The sequence below is a fragment of the Bacillus inaquosorum KCTC 13429 genome, assembly GCF_000332645.1.
Taxonomy (GTDB): Bacteria; Bacillota; Bacilli; order Bacillales; family Bacillaceae; genus Bacillus; species Bacillus inaquosorum.
In genome coordinates this window covers 651,213-674,003 of the sequence record NZ_AMXN01000002.1, presented here as the reverse complement: position 1 = coordinate 674,003, position 22,791 = coordinate 651,213, and the positions used below count along the sequence as shown (strand labels likewise).

Annotated in this window: 20 protein-coding genes; 17 read left to right on the top strand and 3 right to left on the bottom strand. The window is 45.7% G+C overall.

Annotation, left to right across the window (positions count from 1 at the left end; genetic code table 11):
- Positions 1-19 precede the first annotated feature (19 nt).
- From bioW to BSI_RS13215, 9 genes are all read left to right on the top strand, one after another.
- The gene (gene bioW / locus BSI_RS13175) at positions 20-796 is read left to right on the top strand and encodes a 6-carboxyhexanoate--CoA ligase (protein WP_032731935.1); all 777 of its coding nucleotides are present in this window, start codon (positions 20-22) and stop codon (positions 794-796) included.
- Positions 786-2,132, top strand: coding sequence for an adenosylmethionine--8-amino-7-oxononanoate transaminase (gene bioA, locus BSI_RS13180; RefSeq protein WP_003237981.1), 1,347 nt, complete (start codon positions 786-788; stop codon positions 2,130-2,132). Before bioW ends, bioA begins: the two co-directional genes overlap by 11 nt.
- Complete coding sequence (gene bioF / locus BSI_RS13185) at positions 2,122-3,291, top strand: 8-amino-7-oxononanoate synthase (protein WP_003237979.1); 1,170 nt, start codon at positions 2,122-2,124, stop codon at positions 3,289-3,291. Before bioA ends, bioF begins: the two co-directional genes overlap by 11 nt.
- The gene (gene bioD / locus BSI_RS13190) at positions 3,288-3,983 is read left to right on the top strand and encodes a dethiobiotin synthase (RefSeq protein WP_003237977.1); all 696 of its coding nucleotides are present in this window, start codon (positions 3,288-3,290) and stop codon (positions 3,981-3,983) included. The genes bioF and bioD overlap by 4 nt, the downstream gene beginning before the upstream one ends.
- Positions 3,984-3,985: 2 nt before the next feature.
- Entirely contained in the window at positions 3,986-4,993 is a 1,008-nt protein-coding gene (gene bioB, locus BSI_RS13195) for a biotin synthase BioB (RefSeq protein WP_003237975.1), read from the top strand.
- Positions 4,994-5,061: 68 nt separating this feature from the next.
- Positions 5,062-6,249, top strand: a complete 1,188-nt coding sequence (gene bioI / locus BSI_RS13200) for a biotin biosynthesis cytochrome P450 (RefSeq protein ID WP_003237973.1) — start codon at positions 5,062-5,064, stop codon at positions 6,247-6,249.
- A gap of 76 nt (positions 6,250-6,325) precedes the next feature.
- Complete coding sequence (locus BSI_RS13205) at positions 6,326-7,087, top strand: NAD-dependent epimerase/dehydratase family protein (RefSeq protein ID WP_003237971.1); 762 nt, start codon at positions 6,326-6,328, stop codon at positions 7,085-7,087.
- 207 nt (positions 7,088-7,294) lie between these two features.
- Entirely contained in the window at positions 7,295-8,155 is an 861-nt protein-coding gene (locus tag BSI_RS13210) for a carbohydrate ABC transporter permease (RefSeq protein ID WP_080030807.1), read from the top strand.
- Positions 8,156-8,178: 23 nt separating this feature from the next.
- Positions 8,179-9,675, top strand: a complete 1,497-nt coding sequence (locus BSI_RS13215) for an extracellular solute-binding protein (RefSeq protein ID WP_003237968.1) — start codon at positions 8,179-8,181, stop codon at positions 9,673-9,675.
- Between the two features lie 41 nt (positions 9,676-9,716).
- Here BSI_RS13215 and BSI_RS13220 read toward each other — a convergent pair whose 3' ends face one another.
- The gene (locus tag BSI_RS13220) at positions 9,717-12,032 is read right to left on the bottom strand and encodes a helix-turn-helix domain-containing protein (RefSeq protein WP_080030806.1); all 2,316 of its coding nucleotides are present in this window, start codon (positions 12,030-12,032) and stop codon (positions 9,717-9,719) included.
- 215 nt (positions 12,033-12,247) lie between these two features.
- Here BSI_RS13220 and rmgP point away from each other — a divergent pair, with 215 nt between their 5' ends.
- The 6 genes from rmgP (at position 12,248) to BSI_RS13250 (ending at position 17,072) form a co-directional block, all read left to right on the top strand.
- Positions 12,248-13,213 (top strand): polygalacturonan/rhamnogalacturonan ABC transporter permease, encoded by a 966-nt coding sequence (rmgP, locus tag BSI_RS13225; protein WP_003237964.1) that lies wholly within the window; start codon positions 12,248-12,250, stop codon positions 13,211-13,213.
- 7 nt (positions 13,214-13,220) lie between these two features.
- Positions 13,221-14,342, top strand: coding sequence for an unsaturated rhamnogalacturonyl hydrolase (gene rmgQ / locus BSI_RS13230; RefSeq protein ID WP_119914166.1), 1,122 nt, complete (start codon positions 13,221-13,223; stop codon positions 14,340-14,342).
- Positions 14,339-14,842 carry a lipoprotein YteS gene (locus BSI_RS13235; protein WP_080030805.1) on the top strand — a complete coding sequence of 168 codons (504 nt, stop codon included), beginning with the start codon at positions 14,339-14,341 and terminating at the stop codon, positions 14,840-14,842. Before rmgQ ends, BSI_RS13235 begins: the two co-directional genes overlap by 4 nt.
- A gap of 12 nt (positions 14,843-14,854) precedes the next feature.
- On the top strand, positions 14,855-16,141 hold the full coding sequence (locus BSI_RS13240; protein ID WP_003237958.1) for a Gfo/Idh/MocA family oxidoreductase: 1,287 nt from the start codon (positions 14,855-14,857) through the stop codon (positions 16,139-16,141).
- A 21-nt stretch (positions 16,142-16,162) separates the two neighbouring features.
- Complete coding sequence (locus BSI_RS13245) at positions 16,163-16,822, top strand: YesL family protein (protein ID WP_003237957.1); 660 nt, start codon at positions 16,163-16,165, stop codon at positions 16,820-16,822.
- Between the two features lie 67 nt (positions 16,823-16,889).
- A complete protein-coding gene (locus tag BSI_RS13250) occupies positions 16,890-17,072 on the top strand; it encodes a sporulation protein Cse60 (protein ID WP_003237955.1) in 183 nt (60 codons plus the stop codon).
- 36 nt (positions 17,073-17,108) lie between these two features.
- Here BSI_RS13250 and opuD read toward each other — a convergent pair whose 3' ends face one another.
- Positions 17,109-18,647, bottom strand: a complete 1,539-nt coding sequence (gene opuD, locus BSI_RS13255) for a glycine betaine transporter OpuD (RefSeq protein ID WP_080030804.1) — start codon at positions 18,645-18,647, stop codon at positions 17,109-17,111.
- A 187-nt stretch (positions 18,648-18,834) separates the two neighbouring features.
- Positions 18,835-20,097 carry a BaiN/RdsA family NAD(P)/FAD-dependent oxidoreductase gene (locus tag BSI_RS13260; protein ID WP_032731979.1) on the bottom strand — a complete coding sequence of 421 codons (1,263 nt, stop codon included), beginning with the start codon at positions 20,095-20,097 and terminating at the stop codon, positions 18,835-18,837.
- Positions 20,098-20,302: 205 nt separating this feature from the next.
- Here BSI_RS13260 and murJ point away from each other — a divergent pair, with 205 nt between their 5' ends.
- On the top strand, positions 20,303-21,937 hold the full coding sequence (murJ, locus tag BSI_RS13265; protein ID WP_003237946.1) for a lipid II flippase MurJ: 1,635 nt from the start codon (positions 20,303-20,305) through the stop codon (positions 21,935-21,937).
- Positions 21,938-22,005: 68 nt separating this feature from the next.
- Positions 22,006-22,725, top strand: coding sequence for a pseudouridine synthase (locus BSI_RS13270; RefSeq protein ID WP_003237945.1), 720 nt, complete (start codon positions 22,006-22,008; stop codon positions 22,723-22,725).
- The last annotated feature ends 66 nt before the right edge of the window (positions 22,726-22,791 follow it).

Below are 22,791 nucleotides of genomic sequence, written 5' to 3'. Positions count from 1 at the left end.
AGTGAAAGGGCGAGAAACGATGCAAGAAGAAACATTTTATAGTGTCAGAATGAGGGCTTCTATGAATGGATCTCATGAAGACGGCGGAAAGCATATATCCGGCGGTGAACGGCTTATTCCTTTCCATGAGATGAAACGTACAATCAATGCCTTATTAGAAAAAGGGTTATCCCATTCAAGAGGAAAACCTGATTTTATGCAAATTCAATTTGAAGAGGTACATGAACCGTTAAAAACCATTCAGCCATTGCCTGTGCATACGAATGAAGTGAGCTGCCCGGAAGAGGGACAAAAGCTTGCTCGATTGTTATTGGGAAGAGAAGGCGTTCCGCGAAAAGTGATTGAAAAAGCATATGAACAAATCCCTGAATGGTCGGGTGTCAGGGGAGCTGTGGTGTTTGATATTCACACCGGCAAGCGGTTCGATCAAACTAAAGAAAAAGGGGTGCGTGCCTCCAGAATGGATTGGCCGGACGCCAATTTTGAAAAATGGGCGCTTCACTGTCACGTGCCGGCACATTCAAGAATAAAAGAGGCCCTTGCACTCGCTTCAAAGGTCAGTCAGCACCCGGCAGCCGTTGCAGAATTATGCTGGTCAGATGACCCTGATTACATAACAGGCTACGTTGCGGGTAAGAAAATGGGCTATCAGCGTATTACAGCAATGAAAGAATACGGGACAGAAGAGGGCTGCCGAATCTTTTTTATTGATGGCTCCAAAGATGTAAACACGTACATACATGATCTGGAGAAGCAGCCTATTTTGATAGAGTGGGAGGAAGAGCATGACTTATGATTTGATAGAAAAAAGCAAAAAGCACCTCTGGCTGCCGTTTACCCAAATGAAAGATTATGATGAAAACCCCTTAATCATCGAAAGCGGCACTGGAATCAAAGTCAAAGACATAAACGGCAAGGAATACTATGACGGTTTTTCTTCTGTTTGGCTTAATGTCCACGGGCATCGCAAAAAGGAATTAGATGACGCGATAAAAAAGCAGCTAGGAAAAATTGCGCACTCCACGTTATTGGGCATGACCAACGTTCCTGCAACTCAGCTTGCCGAAACTTTAATCGACATCAGTCCAACAAAGCTCACGCGAGTCTTTTATTCAGACAGCGGCGCAGAGGCGATGGAAATAGCCTTGAAAATGGCGTTTCAATATTGGAAGAACATCGGAAGACCTGAGAAACAAAAATTTATCGCAATGAAAAATGGGTATCACGGTGATACGATTGGCGCCGTCAGTGTCGGTTCAATTGAACTGTTCCACTACGTATACGGGCCGTTAATGTTTGATAGTTACAAAGCTCCGATTCCTTATGTGTATCGCTCTGAAAGCGGCGATCCTGATGAGTGCCGTGATGAGTGCCTGCGAGAGCTTGAACAGCTGCTCGAGGAACATCATGAGGAAATTGCCGCGCTTTCCATTGAATCAATGGTTCAAGGAGCGTCCGGTATGATCGTGATGCCGGAAGGATATTTGGCAGGCGTGCGCGAGCTTTGTACAACATACGATGTCTTAATGATTGTTGATGAAGTCGCCACAGGCTTTGGCCGTACCGGAAAAATGTTTGCGTGTGAGCACGAGAATGTCCAGCCTGATCTGATGGCTGCCGGTAAAGGCATTACGGGAGGCTATTTGCCAATTGCCGTTACGTTTGCCACTGAAGACATCTATAAGGCATTCTATGATGATTATGAAAACCTAAAAACCTTTTTCCATGGCCATTCCTATACAGGAAATCAGCTTGGCTGTGCGGTTGCGCTTGAAAATCTGGCATTATTTGAATCTGAAAACATTGTGGAACAAGTAGCACAAAAAAGTGCAAAACTCCATTGCCTTCTTCAAGACCTGCACATGCTTCCTCATGTTGGGGATATTCGGCAGCTTGGTTTTATGTGCGGCGCGGAGCTCGTTCAGTCAAAGGAAACCAAAAAGGCTTACCCTGCTGATCGGCGGGTTGGATACAAAGTTTCCTTAAAGATGCGAGAACTTGGCATGCTGACAAGGCCGCTTGGGGACGTGATTGCATTTCTGCCTCCTCTCGCCAGCACAGCTGAAGAGCTCGCGGAAATGGTTGCCATTATGAAACAAGCGATCCAAGAGGTTACCAGTCTTGAAGATTGACGCCTGGTTAAACGAGCGATTAGACAGGATAAAGGAAGCCGGCGTTTACCGCAACCTGCGGACAATGAATGGGGCTCCGATTCCAGAGAGGAAAATTGATGGCAAGAATCAAACGGTCTGGTCCTCAAACAATTATTTAGGACTCGCTAGCCACAGCCGCTTGATCTCTGCAGCCCAAGAGGCACTGCAGCAATTTGGGGCGGGAAGCAGCGGCTCACGTTTAACGACAGGCAATTCGGTCTGGCATGAAAAGCTTGAAAAAAAGATTGCCGGCTTTAAACGGACAGAAGCGGCTTTACTGTTTTCGAGCGGTTATTTGGCCAATGTCGGTGTCCTTTCATCATTACCAGAAAAAGAAGATGTCATTTTAAGTGATCAATTGAATCATGCAAGTATGATTGACGGCTGCCGTCTGTCTATGGCTGATACAGTTGTTTATCAGCATATTGATATGGATGATCTTGAAAACAAGCTGAATGAAACACAGCGTTATCAGCGTCGTTTTATCGTTACAGACGGAATATTCAGCATGGATGGCACGATAGCCCCTCTTGATCAGATCATCTCACTTGCCAAACGCTATCATGCTTTCGTAATCGTTGATGATGCCCACGCCACAGGTGTTTTAGGTGAATCAGGAGGAGGAACGAGTGAATACTTTGGCGTTTGTCCTGACATTGTGATTGGCACCTTAAGCAAAGCTGTCGGCACGGAAGGCGGCTTTGCGGCAGGTTCAGCGGTCTTCATCGACTTTTTGCTGAACCATGCAAGAACATTTATCTTTCAAACCGCTATTCCGCCAGCCAGCTGTGCAGCGGCTCACGAGGCTTTCAACATCATTGAAACCAGCGGGGAAAAACGTCAGCTTTTAATTTCTTATATCAACATGATCAGAACCAGTCTGAAGAACATGGGTTATTTGGTAAAGGGGGATCACACGCCGATTATTCCTGTGGTCATCGGCGATGCCCGTAAAACGGTCACATTTGCTGAAAAGCTGCAGGACAAAGGGATTTATGCCCCTGCCATTCGGCCGCCGACTGTTGCGTTAGGTGAAAGCCGGATCCGATTAACAATCACTGCTGACCACAAGACAAGTGATATTGATCATTTGCTGACATCATTTCATTCAATTGGAAAGGAGCTGCATATCATTTGAGGGGTTTTTTTGTGACAGGAACAGATACAGAAGTGGGGAAAACGGTTATATCCAGCGGTCTTGCCGCTTTATTGCGAGAACATAACAGAGATGTCGGGGTGTTTAAACCTTTTTTAAGCGGTATTTCTCGTCATCATCCGGAGAGCGACACTAGTCTGCTGAAAGAGACGTCGCAGACGAGTCTTTCTCATGAAGACATTACGCCTTTTGCCTTCAAAGCACCGCTTGCGCCATACGTTGCAGGAAAGCTGGAGGGAAAGGCTGTCACCATGGAAGAGGTCTTGAGCCATTGGGAGCGGATAAGAGAAAAACATGAATGCTTCATCGTAGAAGGTGCGGGCGGTATATCTGTGCCGTTGGGAGAGGATTTTTTAGTCAGTCATGTCATAAAAGCGTTGCAGCTTCCCATGATCATTGTGGCACGTCCTCATCTCGGAACAATTAATCATACCTTTTTAACTGTCCAATATGCGAAAAGTATGAGTCTTCCAATCGCCGGAATTGTCATCAATGGGATCAGTGATTCTCCTGATGATGATGAAAAAACCAATCCTGAAATGATTGAGCGCTTATGCGGTGTGCCGATTTTAGGGGTTACGCCTAAGCTTGCCAACGTTACGAAAGAAACGGTTCTACATATGGTAAAAGACCATATCAATCTATCATTACTGATGAATCAAGTGGGGGTATGAGAATGAATCAATGGATGGAACTCGCAGACCGGGTGCTGGCTGGAGCAGAAGTGACCGACGAAGAGGCGCTTTCGATATTAAACTGTCCAGATGAAGATATTTTGCTTTTGATGCACGGGGCTTTTCAAATCAGAAAACAATTTTATGGAAAAAAAGTGAAGCTCAATATGATTATGAATGCGAAATCAGGACTCTGTCCGGAAAATTGCGGCTATTGTTCACAGTCTTCAATTTCAAAAGCGCCGATACAGGCTTATCGGATGGTGAATAAGGAAACGCTTCTGGAAGGCGCAAAGCGGGCGCACGATCTGAATATCGGCACATATTGTATCGTGGCAAGCGGCAGGGGACCTTCAAACAGAGAAGTGGATCAGGTCGTAGACGCGGTGCAGGAAATTAAAGAAACGTATGGACTGAAGGTTTGCGCGTGTCTCGGACTGTTAAAGCCGGAGCAGGCGAAGCGGCTGAAAGAAGCCGGGGTAGACCGCTATAATCATAATTTAAATACGTCACAGAGAAACCATTCAAACATCACGACTTCACATACATACGATGACAGGGTCAATACAGTCGAAATCGCAAAAGAATCGGGGCTGTCTCCGTGTTCAGGCGCCATTATCGGGATGAAGGAGACGAAACAGGACGTCATCGATATTGCAAAAAGCTTAAGGGCCCTTGACGCGGATTCCATTCCGGTGAATTTTTTGCATGCGATTGACGGCACGCCATTAGAAGGCGTCAACGAATTAAACCCGCTCTATTGTTTAAAAGTGCTGGCGCTGTTCCGTTTTATCAATCCGTCAAAAGAAATCCGCATTTCTGGAGGAAGAGAGGTCAATCTCCGCTCATTGCAGCCATTAGGGCTTTACGCCGCTAACTCCATTTTTGTCGGAGATTACTTAACAACTGCCGGGCAGGAGGAGACGGAGGACCATAAAATGCTGAATGATTTAGGCTTTGAAGTCGAATCAGTCGAAGAAATGAAGGCCAGTTTAAGTGCGAAAAGCTGAGAGAATCACTAAAAGCAATCGGTGTGATGTCGATTGCTTTTATTTTTGAACAGAAAGGAGAAGATCACATGACAATTGCATTTCCAACTGCATCTTCTGAGTTTTTGAAAAACCCATATCCTTTTTACGAAACATTGCGCGCTATTCATCCTATATATAAAGGGAGTTTCTTGAAATGCCCGGGCTGGTATGTCACAGGATATGAAGAAACGGCAGCTATTTTGAAAGATGCCAGATTCAAAGTCCGGACCCCGCTCCCTGAGGCGTCAACCAAATATCAGGACCTTCAACATGTGCAAAGTCAGATGATGCTGTTTCAGAATCAGCCTGATCATAGACGATTGCGGACGCTGGCCAGCGGAGCGTTTACTCCGAGAATGGCAGAGAGTTATCGTCCGTATATCGATGAAACTGTCCATCATTTGCTCGATCGAGTGCAAGGTGAAAAAAAGATGGAGGTGATTTCGGACTTTGCTTTTCCTTTAGCAAGCTTCGTCATAGCTAACATTATAGGTGTACCGAAGGAAGATAGAGAGCAATTAAAAGAATGGGCTGCGAGTCTCATTCAAACGATTGATTTTACCCGGTCAAGAAAGGCATTAACAGAGGGTAATCATATCGCTGTACAGGCTATGGCATATTTTAGAGAGCTGATTCAAAAGCGAAAACGGCATCCGCAGCAGGATATGATCAGCATGCTCTTGAAGGGGAAAGAAAGGGATAAGCTGACGGAAGAGGAAGCGGCATCTACGTGCATATTACTGGCGATCGCCGGACATGAGACAACCGTCAATCTCATCAGCAATTCAATTCTTTGCCTGCTGCAGCATCCAGAACAGCTTTTGAAGCTGAAAGAAAACCCGGATCTTATTGGCTCCGCCATTGAGGAATGTTTACGCTATGAAAGCCCCACGCAAATGACAGCCAGAGTTGCGTCAGAAGATATTGACATCAGCGGGGTGACGATCCGTCAAGGGGAACAAGTCTATCTTCTGTTAGGGGCTGCCAATCGAGATCCAAACAGATTCACGAACCCCGATGTCTTCGATTTGACCAGAAACCCTAATTCGCATCTATCATTCGGGCAGGGCCATCATGTTTGCCTAGGATCCTCGCTGGCACGATTAGAAGCGCAAATTGCGGTCAATGCCATTCTGCAGCGAATGACCGGCCTCAAACACGCTGATTCTGAATGGCGATACCGGCCGCTTTTTGGCTTTCGGGCGCTTGAAGAGCTGCCGGTGACTTTTGAATAAACCTAGCATGTGAGTGCCAAAAAAAGTGTCAGCCCCGCCGAAAATGGGCAATCTATAAAAAAGGGGAGTGAACACAGTGAAAAAAGTGCTGATCGCCGGCGGAAATGGTGTAATTGGAAGACTGCTGGCTGAAGGGCTTAGATCAGATTATGAAGTGACAGTGCTTGATAAAGATCATTTCAATGGCACAGCCTCTTCCATTCAGGCTGACGCGGCAAATTATGATGAGCTGTTAAAGAAGATTCCGAGAGACACTGATGTAATCTTGAATTTGCTGGCTGTCAAAATCAAATACGATGTCATGGACATCGCTGAATTTGAGAAAATGACGGATGTTTTCTATAAGGCAAGCTATTATCTGTACCGCGCCGCAGCGGAGCTGGGCATTGAAAAGCTCGTGTTCGCCAGCAGCAATCATGTCACAGATGTATACGAAAAAGACGGGCGTTCGCTCTTAGGACGGGAGATCACAACAAGCGATTATCCGCTGTCAAAAAACTTGTACGGTGTATTAAAGCTGACCTCGGAACAGATCGGCCATTTGTTTTATTTGGAAAATAAGCTTTCAGTGATCAATCTTCGCATTGGAACAGTTGTCACTGATGAAATGGATACGCTGCATGAAAAAGAACGGACGAAAAAGACACTGCTTTCTCATCCTGATCTGCTGTCGATTTTCAAAGCCGCTATTGAAACCAATATCCGGTACGGCACTTATTACGCTGTCTCTGACAATCCGGGCCGGCCATGGTCCATTGAATCCGCTGTCAATGAACTTGGGTTTTCACCACAAATCAATACAGCCGAGCTTCTGAATGAGGAAGAGAACGGAGCATAATCATTTTCTAAGATTATGCTCTTTTTCTTTTGTCATCGGTTTTAATCCACGGCAGTCCCCGCCGGGCCGGGGACTCTGTTCAAATGATTATAGACATGGCAATCACAGATTTGCTACATTTTAGACACGATATCGTCACATGCTGCAGCTCGTTCAGAAAAGAATGATAACGCTTACAAAAGAGAGGTGGGAGCTATCGCACATTCATTGAAAAGTCGCCTGTTTGATATTTTGATTTACGGGTTTTTGCTGATGTTCGCTTTAATATGCGTACTTCCGTTTATTCATGTCATCGCAGCATCCTTCGCCACAGTAGAAGAAGTCGTGTCGAAAAAATTCATTTTAATACCGACCACTTTTTCGCTTGATGCTTATCGTTACATTTTTTCAACAGATATTATTTATAAGAGTTTGCTTGTTTCTGTGTTTGTGACAGTGATAGGCACTGCGGTCAGCATGTTTCTTTCTTCACTGATGGCTTACGGATTATCCCGGCGTGATTTAATCGGCCGGCAGCCGCTCATGTTTCTCGTCGTATTTACGATGCTTTTCAGCGGCGGCATGATTCCTACTTTCCTTGTGGTCAAATCACTCGGATTGCTTGATTCTTACTGGGCCCTCATTTTGCCGACAGCCATTAATGCCTTTAACCTGATCATTCTGAAAAACTTTTTTCAAAATATCCCGATGAGCCTGGAGGAGTCCGCGAAAATCGACGGGTGCAATGACCTGGGCATTTTCTTTAAAATTGTGCTGCCTCTGTCACTTCCTGCGATCGCAACGATTTCACTATTTTATGCGGTAACATATTGGAACACGTATATGACGGCGATTTTGTACTTAAATGATTCAGCAAAATGGCCGATTCAGGTGCTTCTGCGCCAAATCGTAATTGTATCAAGCGGGATGCAGGGGGATATGTCAGAAATGGGGTCGGGCAGCCCGCCGCCTGAGCAAACCATTAAAATGGCCGTGATTGTGGTGGCGACCATCCCGGTTCTGCTCGTCTATCCATTTATACAAAAGCATTTTGCAAAAGGAGCTTTGCTGGGATCTGTCAAAGGATAAAGAAAATGAAACGGAGGGGTACGATGGGAAACAAATGGAGGGTGTTTTTGATTGTGCTTGTACTTGCATTTGGCGGAGTGCTGGCTGGCTGTAAAGGGGCTGATCAGTCTTCGGCTGAAGGCAAAGCTGACTCGGGTTCAAAGGTGAAGCTGTCTTGGATGGCGATTTTGTATCACCAGCAGCCGCCGAAAGACAGGGCGATTAAAGAAATTGAAAAGCTGACAAATACAGAACTGGACATCACCTGGGTTCCGGATGCGGTGAAAGAAGACAGGCTGAATGCGGCGCTTGCAGCCGGCAATCTTCCGCAAATCGTGACCATCCAGGATATTAAAAATTCGTCAGTCATGAATGCCTTCAGATCAGGAATGTTCTGGGAGATTGGTGATTATATCAAAGATTATCCGAACTTAGGCAAAATGAACAAACTCATTAATAAAAACGTAACAATCGACGGCAAGCTCTACGGGATATACAGAGAGCGTCCGCTTTCCAGACAGGGGATTGTCATTCGGAAGGACTGGCTGGACAATTTGAATTTGAAAACGCCGGAAACGCTTGATGAACTTTATAAAGTGGCCAAAGCGTTTACGGAGGACGACCCGGATAAGGATGGGAAAGACGATACATTCGGGCTGACAGACCGCAATGACTTAATTTACGGCGCGTTTAAAACGCTCGGCTCGTATGAAGGCATGCCGACAGATTGGAAGGAATCCAACGGCAAATTCACGCCTGATTTCATGACGAAAGAATACAAAGACACAATGAATTATATGAAAAAACTGCGTGACAACGGCTATATGAATAAGGATTTTCCCGTCACAAGCAAAACCCAGCAGCAGGAGCTGTTTTCTCAAGGAAAAGCCGGCATCTATATTGGGAATATGGTAGACGCGGTTAATCTGCGCGACCATGCCTCCGATAAATCGGTGAAGCTTGAAATCATCAACCGCATAAAAGGACCAGATGGGAAAGAGCGGGTGTGGGCATCAGGAGGCCATAACGGCTTGTTTGCTTTCCCGAAAACGAGTGTGAAAACGGAAGCTGAGCTTAAAAGGATCTTGGCGTTTTTTGACCGAATTGCCGAAGAAGACGTCTATAGCCTGATGACTTACGGCATTGACGGCGTTCATTACAACAAAGGAGAGGGCAAAACGTTCACACGCAAGGAAAGCCAGGTGAAAGACTGGCAGACTGATATTCAGCCGCTGTCCGCCTTAATCGCCATTGATAAAGCCTACTTAAAAAATACTGGGGATCCGCTTCGGACGGCGTACGAGGAGCTGACGGAAGACAATGAAAAGATCATCGTCTCAAACCCTGCTGAAAGCCTGTACTCCGCCGCGGAGTCGGAGCGGGGAGATGAACTGAAGAAAATCATTGATGACGCGACCTATAAATATATGATAGGAGACATCACAGAAAGCCAGTTTGATAAAGAAGTGAAAAAATGGGAGTCAAGCGGCGGAAAGCAGATTATTCAGGAATACGAAGAAGCGTTTAAACAAACAAAATAACATTGGAAAAACCCAAAACGCGCAAGCAGTTTTGGGTTTTTTTACATGCTTCTTTTTTGCTGGCGGTAGTTTCCCGGTGTAATCCCCTCCAGCTTTTTAAATGATCTGATAAAGTTTTGCGAGTTTTTGTATTTCAGCTTTTCGGCAATGTCTTTTACCGCCATGTCAGTTTCGGCAAGCCAGCTTTTCGCCATATGGTGGCGGTAGCCGGAGACATATTCGCTGAATGAAATGCCCATTTCTTTTTTGAAAATGCTGCTTAAATAGTTTGGATTGTAATGCAGCCTGCGGGCGATTTCATCCAGTGTCAAATCGGATTCAAACTCGTGGTGGATGATATGAATGATGTTATCGGAAATATTTTTGTACTGTGCATCCGCGCGGGCGTTCACTTTGTCTGTCATCGGATCAATGAACTCATTTTTGAGCCAGTTTTCGGTATCCTCGAACGTTTTCAGCTCGAAAATTTGGTCATACAGCATTTTGTTTTCTTCAAGCTCAAACAATTCGATCCCGAGCACATGCATCAGTTCAATCACATGGTTCAAAAAGCGGGCGATTGCAATTTGAAATTGGTACGGGTTGGTATTTTGGGTGAAGATGGATTGTAAAATCGCGTGCAGGCATTTGTCCGCTTTCTCCTTGTCCCCCGCTTTGACGGCATCGAACAGCTCATGCTGAAGCTGCTTTGGAAAATGGGTTTTGAAGGTTTTCTTCTGATCAAGGTCTTCGTAAAAGATAATCGATTTGTTTTCCGCTTTGAGCCGGTATTTCAACGCTTCTGAGCCTTCTGCATAGGCTGTTTTTGCCTTTGCCAGCGCATCAAACGGCTGGCTGATGCCGATGCTGACAGACAGCTGCAGCTCAGCTTCCGCTTTTTCCTGAATCATCCGCGCAGTCTCATTCAGCTCAGCCATGAATGCTTCCTTCGTCCCGTTCTGGTTGATCAAAATGGTTGCCTGCTGTTTATCCACAACGGCGGGGGCAAGATGCTTGTCAGCCGGGATGTTGCGCTCAATCAGGCTGTTGACGGCAAACAAAAGCAGATCCATATCTTTTTTCTCATAAGGCGTATGATTCAGCGTATCAATTTGAAGCACAAGCAGGGCGAGATGCCGCCAATTTTGCTCTAAACCGAGGCTTTCAAAGCGGTTATTGACCTCCTCATCCGTCAGTTTTCCAAGCATGAGCCTGACCATAAAATATTGCTGTAAATGAGTCGCCTGCTGTTTCATTGTTTCTTCAAGGTCGTCATTTCTGTCTTTCAGCTGCTTAAAGCTCTGTTCAATTAACTCAAACTCATTTTGAGGCGGCTGTTTCTCTTGTATGGCACCGTGTCTTGCGAATGATTCGTAAAGCACTTTGATCGGCTTGTAAAAATGGCGGGAGCCAAGCCAAGAGAACAATAATGAAAGCGTTAACAAAATAAAGCATACTGTAAAGGTGATCCAGCCGATTGATTTTGCTTCTTTTTTTAATTCAGGCAAGGAAACGAGAGAAAAATAAGTCCATGTGTTATAGTCTGATTTTTGATAGGTGACTTTATATTGAATCCGGTCTATGACTGTTTCAAACTGTCCGCTTTTGGCGGTCTGCGTCAGCATTTTTTGGACAAAGTCGTCGTTTGGAAGAGATTCACCGATATCAGACATGTTGTTATGCAGGATGATGCGGCCTTTTTCATCAATGATAAACAGGTTGTTGGCATTTGAATAGTCAGGCATATTTTTGACTAGCGAACAGCTCGGGATGCTTGCGGCGGCCAATCCCTTTGTATTTGTGCTGTTTAAAGGAAGCTGTTTAATCAAATTGATATTGTAGCGGCAGTTGTCTGATGTGCCTTCTTTTGTCGAAATCAAATGATTGTTTTCCTCAAGCATCCAATACGAGCGGCTCGCTTTGTGTTGCGTGTACGCTGCGGCTGCTTCATGAAGAGAGTCTGTATTCAAGCGGTACAAGCCGGAATTGTTCATGTACCATTTTTTCATATAACTGACTAGCGTCATGTTAGACAGGTCGGTATCAAAGCTTTGCAGATAGTTGAGCTCTTGGTTCACTTGGTTATAGATTTGAAATTGGTCAGAGTGCAAAGGCTCGGACAGTGTGCGAAGGAGAGGCGGCGAACTCACATAGTGGGTTAAAGAGTGATCGACGGTTTTCAAGATATGCTCGATGCTTTGCTGGGTCTGCTGAAGTGTGTCGAGTTTTTCCTCCGAAACGTTGGAGATAGCCGTTTTCTGAGAGTGCTCGTACGAAAACAATCCGACCAGAATGACCGGAATGGTGCTGAGCAGACAGAAAAACGTGATCAGTTTATAATAAAACTTGTATTGGCTTCTTTTCATAAAACCCCCCATTTCATAACATCCACTTCACCTTAATACAATTAATCCAAAGATTGATAGATATTGTCAATAATCATTTTCTAATATCGGTGTCTTTTTTTCAGGTGGAATGGCTGAACCCTTGATCATAAAGGGATAAGGCAGGATGTGATCATATGATTGTAGACGGACTTTTGCCTGCTGCGCTACAGTGAATGCAAGAACCCGTGAAAGGAGGCTTGGAAAAGATGAAAACAGCAGAAGCGCAAGCGCCGGCTGTTGATGCAGTCATTTTTAAAAAAGAAAAAAGAAAGCGCTTACTAAACAAGCTGATCCAGCAGAAATATTTGTACTTGATGATTTTGCCGGGATGTATTTATTTTTTGCTTTTTAAATATGTCCCGATGTGGGGAATTGTGATTGCGTTTCAGGATTATCAGCCGTTTCTCGGCATTTTGGGCAGTGAATGGGTCGGGCTGAAGCATTTTATAAGATTGTTTACTGAACCTACATTTTTTCTCCTGTTAAAAAACACGCTCGTGTTATTTGCTTTGAACCTGGTCATATTTTTCCCGGTGCCGATTTTGCTGGCGCTTCTATTAAACGAAGTGCGGATCGCTCTCTTTAAAAAATTTGTTCAGACGCTGATTTATATCCCGCATTTTATGTCTTGGGTTATTGTTGTATCGCTTTCGTTTGTGCTTTTAACAGTAGACGGAGGTTTGATTAATGAACTGATTGTGTTTTTTGGCGGCGAAAAAATCAACTTTCTGCTGAACGAAGAATGGTTCCGGCCCCTGTATATTCTGCAGGTCATCTGGAGGGAAGCGGGCTGGTCGACGATCATTTATCTGGCAGCCATTACAGCGGTTGATCCCCAGCTGTATGAAGCGGCGAAAATGGACGGAGCGGGACGGCTGCGGCAAATGTGGCATATTACGCTGCCCGCCATTAAAAGTGTTATTGTCGTTTTGCTGATTTTAAAAATCGGAGACACGCTGGAGCTTGGCTTCGAACATGTGTATTTGCTGTTAAACGCGACAAACAGGGAAGTGGCGGAAATTTTTGATACGTACGTTTACACTGCAGGGCTGAAACAGGGCCAGTTCAGCTACAGTACAGCGGTCGGCGTATTTAAAGCGGCGGTCGGGCTGATTTTGGTCATGCTTGCGAATCGTTTGGCGAAGAAATTTGGCGAGGAAGGAATCTATTAAGAAAGGGATGGGATCAATGGATCAATCAATCGCTGTAAAATCGCCTCTTACGTACGCGGAGGCATTGGCAAAAACCATTATGAACACGTACACAGTGGAGGAGCTGCCGCCTGCAAACCGCTGGCACTACCATCAGGGTGTTTTCTTATGCGGTGTATTGCGGCTGTGGGAAGCAACCGGGCAAAAGCGGTATTTCGAGTATGCAAAGGCCTATGCAGATCTCTTAATTGATGATTATGGAAATCTATTATTCAGAAGAGATGAGCTGGACGCCATTCAAGCGGGTCTTATTCTTTTTCCATTATACGAGCATACGAAGGATGAACGGTATGTAAACGCGGCAAAAAGGTTGCGCGGTTTATATGGAACGCTGAACCGGACGTCTGAACAGGGGTTTTGGCATAAGGACGGCTATCCTTATCAAATGTGGCTTGACGGCTTATACATGGGCGGGCCGTTCGCACTGAAATATGCGAATCTGAAGCAGGAGCCGGAGCTGTTTGATCAGGTCGTGCTGCAGGAGTCGCTGATGAGAAAGCATACGAAGGATTCAAAAACCGGACTCTTTTATCACGCCTGGGATGAAGCGAAAAAAATGCCTTGGGCCAATGAAGAGACAGGCTGTTCTCCGGAATTCTGGGCGCGTTCCATCGGGTGGTACGTCATGTCTCTTGCTGACATGATTGAAGAGCTGCCGAAGAAGCATCCAAACCGTCACGTGTGGAAAAAAACGCTGCAGGACATGATTAAAAGCATCTGCCGCTATCAAGACAAGGAGACGGGGTTATGGTACCAGATCGTTGATAAGGGCGACAGGTCCGACAACTGGCTGGAAAGCTCAGGATCCTGTCTGTACATGTACGCAATCGCAAAAGGAATCAATAAAGGATATCTAGACAGAGCTTACGAAACAACACTTTTAAAAGCGTATCAAGGCTTGATTCAGCATAAAACCGAAACGGCAGAAGACGGTGCGTTTCTCGTCAAAGATATATGTGTCGGAACGTCAGCCGGTTTCTATGACTATTATGTCAGCCGCGAAAGAAGCACAAACGATCTGCACGGGGCCGGTGCGTTTATTTTGGCTATGACAGAGCTGGAGACTCTTTTTAGGTCAGCAGAGAAATGATGACAGGTATACGTACGGCTTTGTGTGTGATCGTCTCAGTCCTCTTTTTGGCATCATGCTCAAGCAGGCCGGACGGAATGCATGTCATCCTCTTTTCTGATATGCGGGCAGGCGTACAGGAAAAAATAAAAGAGGCCGCTGAGCAGAAGGCCGGGAAGGTGGATATCTTTCCAGCCTATCCGGAAAAACTGCTGACTGAAATCACCGCTCATGAGGGAGATGTCTTCATCGTGCCTGAAGACATGTTTCAAGCTTACGATGATCCGGAAAATTTTCAGCCGTTAGACGAATTGCCATTGGACAAAACATCTCCTTATTCAGCTGTTGATCAAAAAACGGGAGAAAAAACAGTCTATGCCGTTCAGATTGAAAAAGGGGGAAAACAGCTGAACGGCTATTCTTTTCGATTGAATCGCAATATGGCGGCGTTTATCCCTGTGTACGCTACAAAAACAGAGGAAGCGCTGCAGCTGATTTCTCAACTAACTGAAGTCCGATAGAGGTGAGGACCATTGAAAAACATCGTTATTTGCGGATTGAGCAGCAGAGCTCTCAGTATGTTTATCAAACCGCTGATGGAGCGGTTTTCAGCACATTATCAGATTACGGGGTTGCTGGATGCCGATCCAAAACGTTTTGCCGTTTGCAAAAAGAAGTTTCCCGAGCTTTCCCGCGTGCCGGAGTTTAACGAAGACGCTTTTGATGAAATGATGCGCGTTTCAAAGCCTGATATCGTCATTGTGACAGGCAGGGATGACACACATGTCACATATATCTTAAGAAGCCTTCAGTGGGATACGGATGTGATTACAGAAAAACCAATGGTGACGACGGTGCAGGATGCGAATCGGGTGCTTGGGGCGGAGGCGAAAAGCAAAGGGAAAGTCATCGTCGCGTTTAACTACCGCTACAGCCCGTTTCATCGGAAAATTAAAGAAATGATTCTGGACGGAAAAATAGGCAGGGTAACCTCTGTTGATTTGAATTGGTATATTGATACGTATCACGGCGCCAGCTATTTTAAACGCTGGAACCGATCGAGGCCATTTTCAGGCGGTCTTTCTGTCCATAAATCAACACATCACTTTGACCTCGTCAATTGGTGGCTCGGGCAAAATCCGGCGGAGGTATTTGCTTATGGCGCACTGAATTACTATGGGCCGGACAGTGAGTGGAACCCGCTGCCGGAAGAAGACGGGCGTTTTTGCGGGACGTGCCGGGTTAAAGAAAAATGCCATTACTATTCAAGATGGCATCCCCGCTCCTCCACAGCTTCTGTTAAGGATGATCATCTCCAAGCAGGAGACCAGTCCAGCTTGTATACTGCATACAGGCCAGACGCGTGTATTTTTGACGAGGAGATTGACATCGAGGATACGTACGTGGCGGCGGTCAAATATGACGGCGGCGCGCTTTTAAGCTACTCGATCATATTCTCCGCCCCGTATGAAGGCTACCGGCTGACGATCAACGGCACAAAAGGGCGTATCGAATCAAATGAATTTCACGAGCCTTCCAGAATTCCGTTTGCTTTTCCTGAGCAGACAATTGAATACTATCCGCTCTTTGAATCAAAGCAGACCATACAAGTGGTCAAAAACGAGGGCGGACACGGCGGAGGCGATCCGCTTTTGCTTGAAGATCTTTTTTTAGGAAAAGATCCGCTGCGCCGCTATGACATTTTAGCCGGGGCTGAAGCAGGAGCCTACTCCATCGCGGTCGGTGAGGGGATGTGGCGCTCGGTTGCCGAAAAGAAGCCGATCGACATTAAGAGGCTTTTTCAGATGCAAAATGCATAATGCAGAAAAGGAGGGGCCGCCGTGGAGCATGATGGTTCAATGGGGCGGGTGCTGCGCTTTTGCGAGTGGGTCATGAGATTTGCGTATACAAACTTGCTTTGGCTGTTTTTTACGATGATCGGTCTCGGGGTGTTCGGCATCATGCCCGCGACCGCAGCTTTATTCGCTGTCATGCGGAAATGGATCCAGGGGCAGGACAACGTTCCTGTGCTGCAGACTTTTTGGCGGGAATACAAGGCTGAGTTTCTCCGTTCTAATCTGATCGGCGCTGTACTGGCGGTTATCGGATTGATCATTTATATCGATTTGGCCTTTATTTATCCGAGCCATTTCCTTCTGCATGCCCTGCGCTTTGCCATTATGATATTTGGATTTTTGTTCATATCCATGCTTTTTTATGTATTTCCTTTGCTTGTCCATTTTGATTGGAAAAAACGTTTGTATGTGAAGTTTTCGCTCTTGCTCAGTGTGGCGTATTTGCAATATACGCTCGTCATGCTTGCGCTGACTGTCGCTCTCTTTTTCCTGCTTGCGTACCTGCCCGGCATTGTCCCTTTTTTCAGCGTCAGCCTGATCAGCTACTGTCATATGCGAATGGTTTATGCCGTGTTGCTGAAAGTGGAGCAGCAAGATGGTGAGCCGCAGGAGAAACACCAAGCTTTTTATCCGCGGACGAGGTGATCATCATTTCTCTATCATAACGCTGTTCCAAACGGAATAGATTGATAGAGAAAGGAGAGCGGATAAGATGCTGAAGGTAGCAATATTTGATGAAGAGCATGAAAAAGACCTACAGACGGAAATCAATTCATTTTTAAAAGGGATATCGGAGGAGCAGCTGATTGATATCAAATATACGGTTTCGGCGGCGTGCGATCCAGACGGCGAGCAGCTTTACTGTTTTTCCGCCCTTATTTTATATCGCAAATAAAAAGATCTTTCCGCGGGCGCGGAAAGATCTTTTTTGTTAATAAGCCTTTTTCACTCTTGGACTTCTCGGTTTATCGATTTTCTCCGCTTTTCTGATCTCTCTTCGTTCTTTTGAGAGTGATTTATAAAGAGCGGCAATCATCAGCAGGATGACGATAGAAAACGGCAGTGCTGCCAGAATCGCTGTGTTTTGCAAAGCGGCAAGCCCGCCGGAATATAGGAGCACAGCCGCCATGGCGGACTGAATGATGCCCCAGCTGAGCTTCACAGAGTTCGCCGGGTTTAATGAACCGTACGACGTCTGCATGCCCAGCACGAATGTCGCTGAATCAGCAGATGTGATAAAGAATACAGCGATCAGAACCAATGCAAGGATCGATGTCACCATTGTCAGCGGATAGTGATCAAGTGTTCCGAACAGCATCGTTTCAGTTGACATCTTTGCCACATTGAACGTGCCTTTCTGCTGAAGATCCATGGCTGATACGCCAAAAATAGAGAACCATAGAAATGCCAAAATACAAGGTGTCACCAAGACGCCGATTAAAAATTCGCGGATCGTCCGGCCTCTGGACACACGGGCGATGAAAATGCCGACAAATGGTGACCATGAAATCCACCATGCCCAATAGAAAATTGTCCAGCCGTTAATCCATTCGCGTTTTTCAGGATCGTTCGGTGCCAGTCTGAAGCTCATTTGAACGATATTTTGAATATATTGCCCGATAGAATCTGTAAATGAGTTCATAATCAGCACAGTAGGCCCGACGACGAGCATAAACAGCATTAACAATCCGGCCAATGCCATGTTGATGTTGCTCAGATACTTAATGCCTTTTCCGAGTCCGCTCCACGCAGAAAGTAAAAAGAGCACTGTCACAATGGCAATTAAAATAAATTGAACGCCAAAGTTATTCGGAATGCCGAACAGGTAATTCAAACCGCCGTTAATTTGGGTTGCACCGAGACCAAGACTCGTCGACACCCCGACAACAGTGGCGAAAACAGCAATACAGTCAATCAATTTGCCGATCGGGCCGTTTACTTTATCGCCGAGAATCGGTGACAGCGTGCTGCTGATTAATCCGGGAGCGCCTTTACGGAATTGGAAATAGGCGATGCATAATGCCACGACGGCATAAATGGCCCAAGCATGCAGACCCCAGTGGAAAAACGTATAGCGGAGCGCATCTCTGAAGGCTTGGGCGGTTTCTGTTTCACCTGATGGAGAGCTAATTGCGTAATGGCTGATCGGTTCAGCCGCACCATAAAATACTAAGCCGATTCCCATGCCTGCGCTGAACAGCATGGCAAACCATGATAATAACCCGAATTCCGGTTTTTCATCGGGTTTTCCGAGTTTGATTTTTCCGATCGGGCTGAAAATCAAAAAGAGACAGAACCCGACAAACAAAGAGACAACTAAAAGATAATACCAACCAAATGAATTGGTGATAAATGCTTGTGCGGATTGAGACACGTTTTGCAGGCTGTCAGGAGAAATAACGCCCCACAATACAGCTGCAGCTGTGATAACAATCACAATCCAAAATACACTAGATATATGTTTCAAAATTTCTCACCCTCTAAATTTTTGTGTACGCCTATATCTTGCTCGTAGGCTTAGTATGGTCGTACGCTGGCAGATCATCCCTCTCTTAAAATTACCCCGCAATCAGGTGAAACAAAACAAGTCCCACCCTAACATGAATGCGGATAATGTTCAAATGTTCGGTTTATGGTAAGAGTTTAAAAAGTAATGGTTAAGAACGGGCGAATTGTCCGGCATTGAGCCCCGCGAGTCTGCCTGTTACAAGGGCGGACGTAATATTGTATCCGCCTGTATAGCCGTGGATATCCAAGATTTCGCCGCAAAAATACAGGCCCTCCATTTTTTTAGATGCCATCTTTTTCGGGTCAATTTCTTTTACAGATACCCCGCCACCCGTAACAAATGCCTTATCAAGAGACAGCGTGCCGTTTGCGAGAACGGTAAACTGCTTGCAGTCCTTTACAAATTGTCTGAAAGGGTCCTTCGGCAGCTCAGAATACGATACGTTCGGAGAGATGCCGTTTTTTTCGAGCAAGAATAGGAGATAGCGCTCCTGCATCCAAGGCTTCAGTACGTTTTTAATGGCTTTTTTCGGTGCTTCCTTCAGTTCTTTGTACATCTTTTGGAATAGCGTTTCTTCATTGATATCCGGATACAAGTCAATTCTGATCGGCACTTGAGGCTGTTTTTTCAGCTCTTTTACGACAAATTGGCTGCATCTGAGAATGGCAGGTCCCGAGAGGCCGAAATGGGTAAACAGCATGTCCATTTTATGTGTGATGATCGGTTTGCCTTTTTTATTTAACACACTGACGGCGACATCTCTTAGTGATAAGCCCTGAAGTGTTTTTTGCTTAATGAACGGTTCGGAAGATGTGACAGGAACCTCTGTCGGAAACAGCTCTGTTACAGTATGGCCTGCGGCTTCTGCCCATTCATAGCCGTCTCCCGTGCTTCCGGTATGAGGCACACTTTTACCGCCGACAGCGATAATGACTGCCTGGCTATGGATCATTTCGCCGTTATTCGTCACAATCCCTGCTGTCTGTCCATCTTCATATATGACAGATTTAATTTTCTCGTTCGTTCTGATCGTTACGCGGAGCTGTTTCAGCCTGTTTAACAGCGCGTCAACGACACTTTGGGCTTTGTCTGTCACAGGAAACATCCGGCCGTGATCTTCTTCCTTCAATTGAATGCCGAGATTTTCAAAAAACTTGATAATGTCTTCGTTATTAAATTCAGAAAACGCGCTGTATAAAAACCGCCCGTTGCCGGGGATGTGCTTAATAATTTCTTCCACAGGAAGGCGGTTCGTCACATTGCAGCGGCCGCCCCCGGAAATCGCGAGTTTTCGGCCTAATTTATTTCCTTTATCTATCAGCAAAACATCAGCGCCCTGTTCTCCTGCTGCAATTGCAGCCATCAAGCCTGAAGGGCCTCCGCCTATTACGATTACGTCATACTGTTTCATCTTTATCATCAACTTTCTTTTTCCATTTCGTATGCGAACACCCCGTCCGCAGTACTATTATAGCGAAAGAAAGCCTCTCCTTAAACGTCTTTTGCCGCGAACCTGAATCGTTCACAAGATTGCTTTTGTATTTATTACCGTCTAAATGCCCAGTTGTGGTAAAATAGAAAAGTTGAATCTTCGTAGAAAATGGTGATGAAGAAACATGTCAAGCAAACTGTTAAGAGGCACGTTTGTGTTAACGCTCGGTACATATATATCACGGATTCTGGGAATGGTCTATTTAATTCCTTTCAGCATTATGGTCGGAGCGACAGGCGGTGCATTATTTCAATACGGATACAACCAATATACTTTATTTTTGAATATTGCTACGATGGGCTTTCCTGCTGCCGTTTCTAAATTTGTTTCCAAATATAATTCCAAAGGGGATTATGAAACAAGCAGAAAAATGCTCAAGGCGGGCATGTCGATTATGCTTGTCACAGGAATGATTGCCTTCTTCATTCTGTATTTATCAGCGCCGATTTTTGCGGAAATATCGCTGGGAGGCAAGGATAATAACGGCCTGACAATTGACCATGTCGTTTATGTCATCCGCATGGTCAGCTTAGCGCTTTTGGTCGTGCCGATTATGAGCCTTGTCCGGGGATTCTTTCAAGGGCACCAAATGATGGGGCCGACAGCCGTTTCCCAAGTCGTTGAACAGATTGTCCGCATCATCTTTTTATTAAGTGCGACATTCTTAATTTTGAAGGTTTTCAACGGCGGCCTTGTAATCGCTGTCGGTTATGCGACCTTCGCAGCGCTGATCGGCGCCTTCGGAGGACTGATCGTGCTGTATATTTATTGGAACAAACGGAAGGGCAACCTATTGGCGATGATGCCGAATACGGGGCCGACAGCAAACTTAAGCTACAAGAAAATGTTCCTCGAGCTGTTCAGCTATGCCGCTCCGTACGTTTTTGTCGGACTAGCCATCCCTTTGTATAACTATATTGATACAAATACGTTTAACAAAGCAATGATTGAAGCCGGCAATCAAGCCATCAGCCAGGACATGATGGCGATTCTTACCCTGTATGTGCAGAAGCTCGTCATGATCCCGGTTTCCCTTGCAACTGCTTTCGGACTGACATTAATTCCAACGATTACTGAATCGTTTACAAGCGGAAACTATAAACTGCTGAATCAGCAGATTAACCAAACGATGCAGACGATCCTGTTTTTAATTATTCCGGCTGTTGTCGGGATCTCTGTATTGGCAGGGCCGACGTATACATTCTTTTACGGGTCAGAAAGCCTGCATCCTGAACTGGGGGCAGACATTCTGCTTTGGTATTCGCCAGTTGCGATTTTGTTCTCTTTGTTTACGGTCAACGCAGCCATTCTGCAAGGAATCAATAAACAAAAATTTGCGGTTGTCAGCCTTGTGATCGGCGTTGTGATCAAGCTTGTGCTGAATGTTCCGCTGATCAAGCTGATGCAGGCTGACGGTGCGATTTTAGCAACGGCGCTTGGATATATCGCTTCGCTTTTATACGGATTTATCATGATTAAGCGCCATGCAGGCTATTCGTATAAGATATTAGTCAAACGGACTGTTTTGATGCTTGTCTTGTCAGCCATTATGGGTATAGCCGTGAAAATCGTACAGTGGGTATTAAGCTTCTTTATTTCCTATCAGGATGGTCAGGTGCAAGCTGCGATCGTTGTGGTGATTGCGGCCGCTGTTGGCGGAGCTGTCTACCTGTATTGCGCCTACCGGTTAGGATTTTTGCAGAAAATATTAGGCCGCCGTTTGCCCGGTTTCTTAAAGAGAGGCAGACATGCCGGCTGATGAACAAGATATGAAGAAATAGAGGGCTCGCATGCTGCGGGCTTTCTTTTATAAAGGAGAGATTAGGAATGAGGCTTGATAAGCTGCTTGCCAACAGCGGATATGGTTCCAGAAAAGAAGTCAAAACCGTTGTGAAGTCGGGGGCTGTCATGGTTGACGGCAAACCGGCCAAAGATGTAAAGACGCACGTTGATCCTGATACTCAGGAGGTAACCGTTTACGGAGAACCGATTGATTACCGGGAGTTCATTTATCTCATGATGAATAAGCCGCAGGGGGTGCTGTCGGCTACTGAGGACAGCCGGCAGCAAACAGTGGTTGATCTGCTGACGCCGGAAGAGATGAGATTTGAGCCGTTTCCGGCCGGCAGGCTTGATAAAGATACAGAGGGCTTTTTGCTGCTCACAAACGACGGCCAGCTTGCACATCGGCTTCTATCGCCTAAAAAGCATGTTCCAAAAACGTATGAAGTCCATTTAAAATCACATGTTTCGCCGGAAGACATCTCCGATTTGGAAGCAGGTGTCTACATAGAAGGCGGCTATAAAACAAAGCCGGCAAAAGCGGAAATCAAAGCAAACGACAACGGCAATACCGTGATATACCTGACGATTACAGAAGGAAAATACCATCAGGTCAAGCAGATGGCTAAGGCTGTCGGCAATGAAGTGATTTATCTGAAGCGGCTTTCGATGGGGCGTGTTTCCTTGGATCCTGCCCTGGCGCCGGGAGAATACCGTGAGCTTACAGATGAAGAACTTAAGTGGCTGAACGAGCCGCAAGCATGAAAAAACCCCGCATACCGAATGCGGGGTTTTATTTATAAGCACACAAAAACAAGGCTCAGAAGTTTC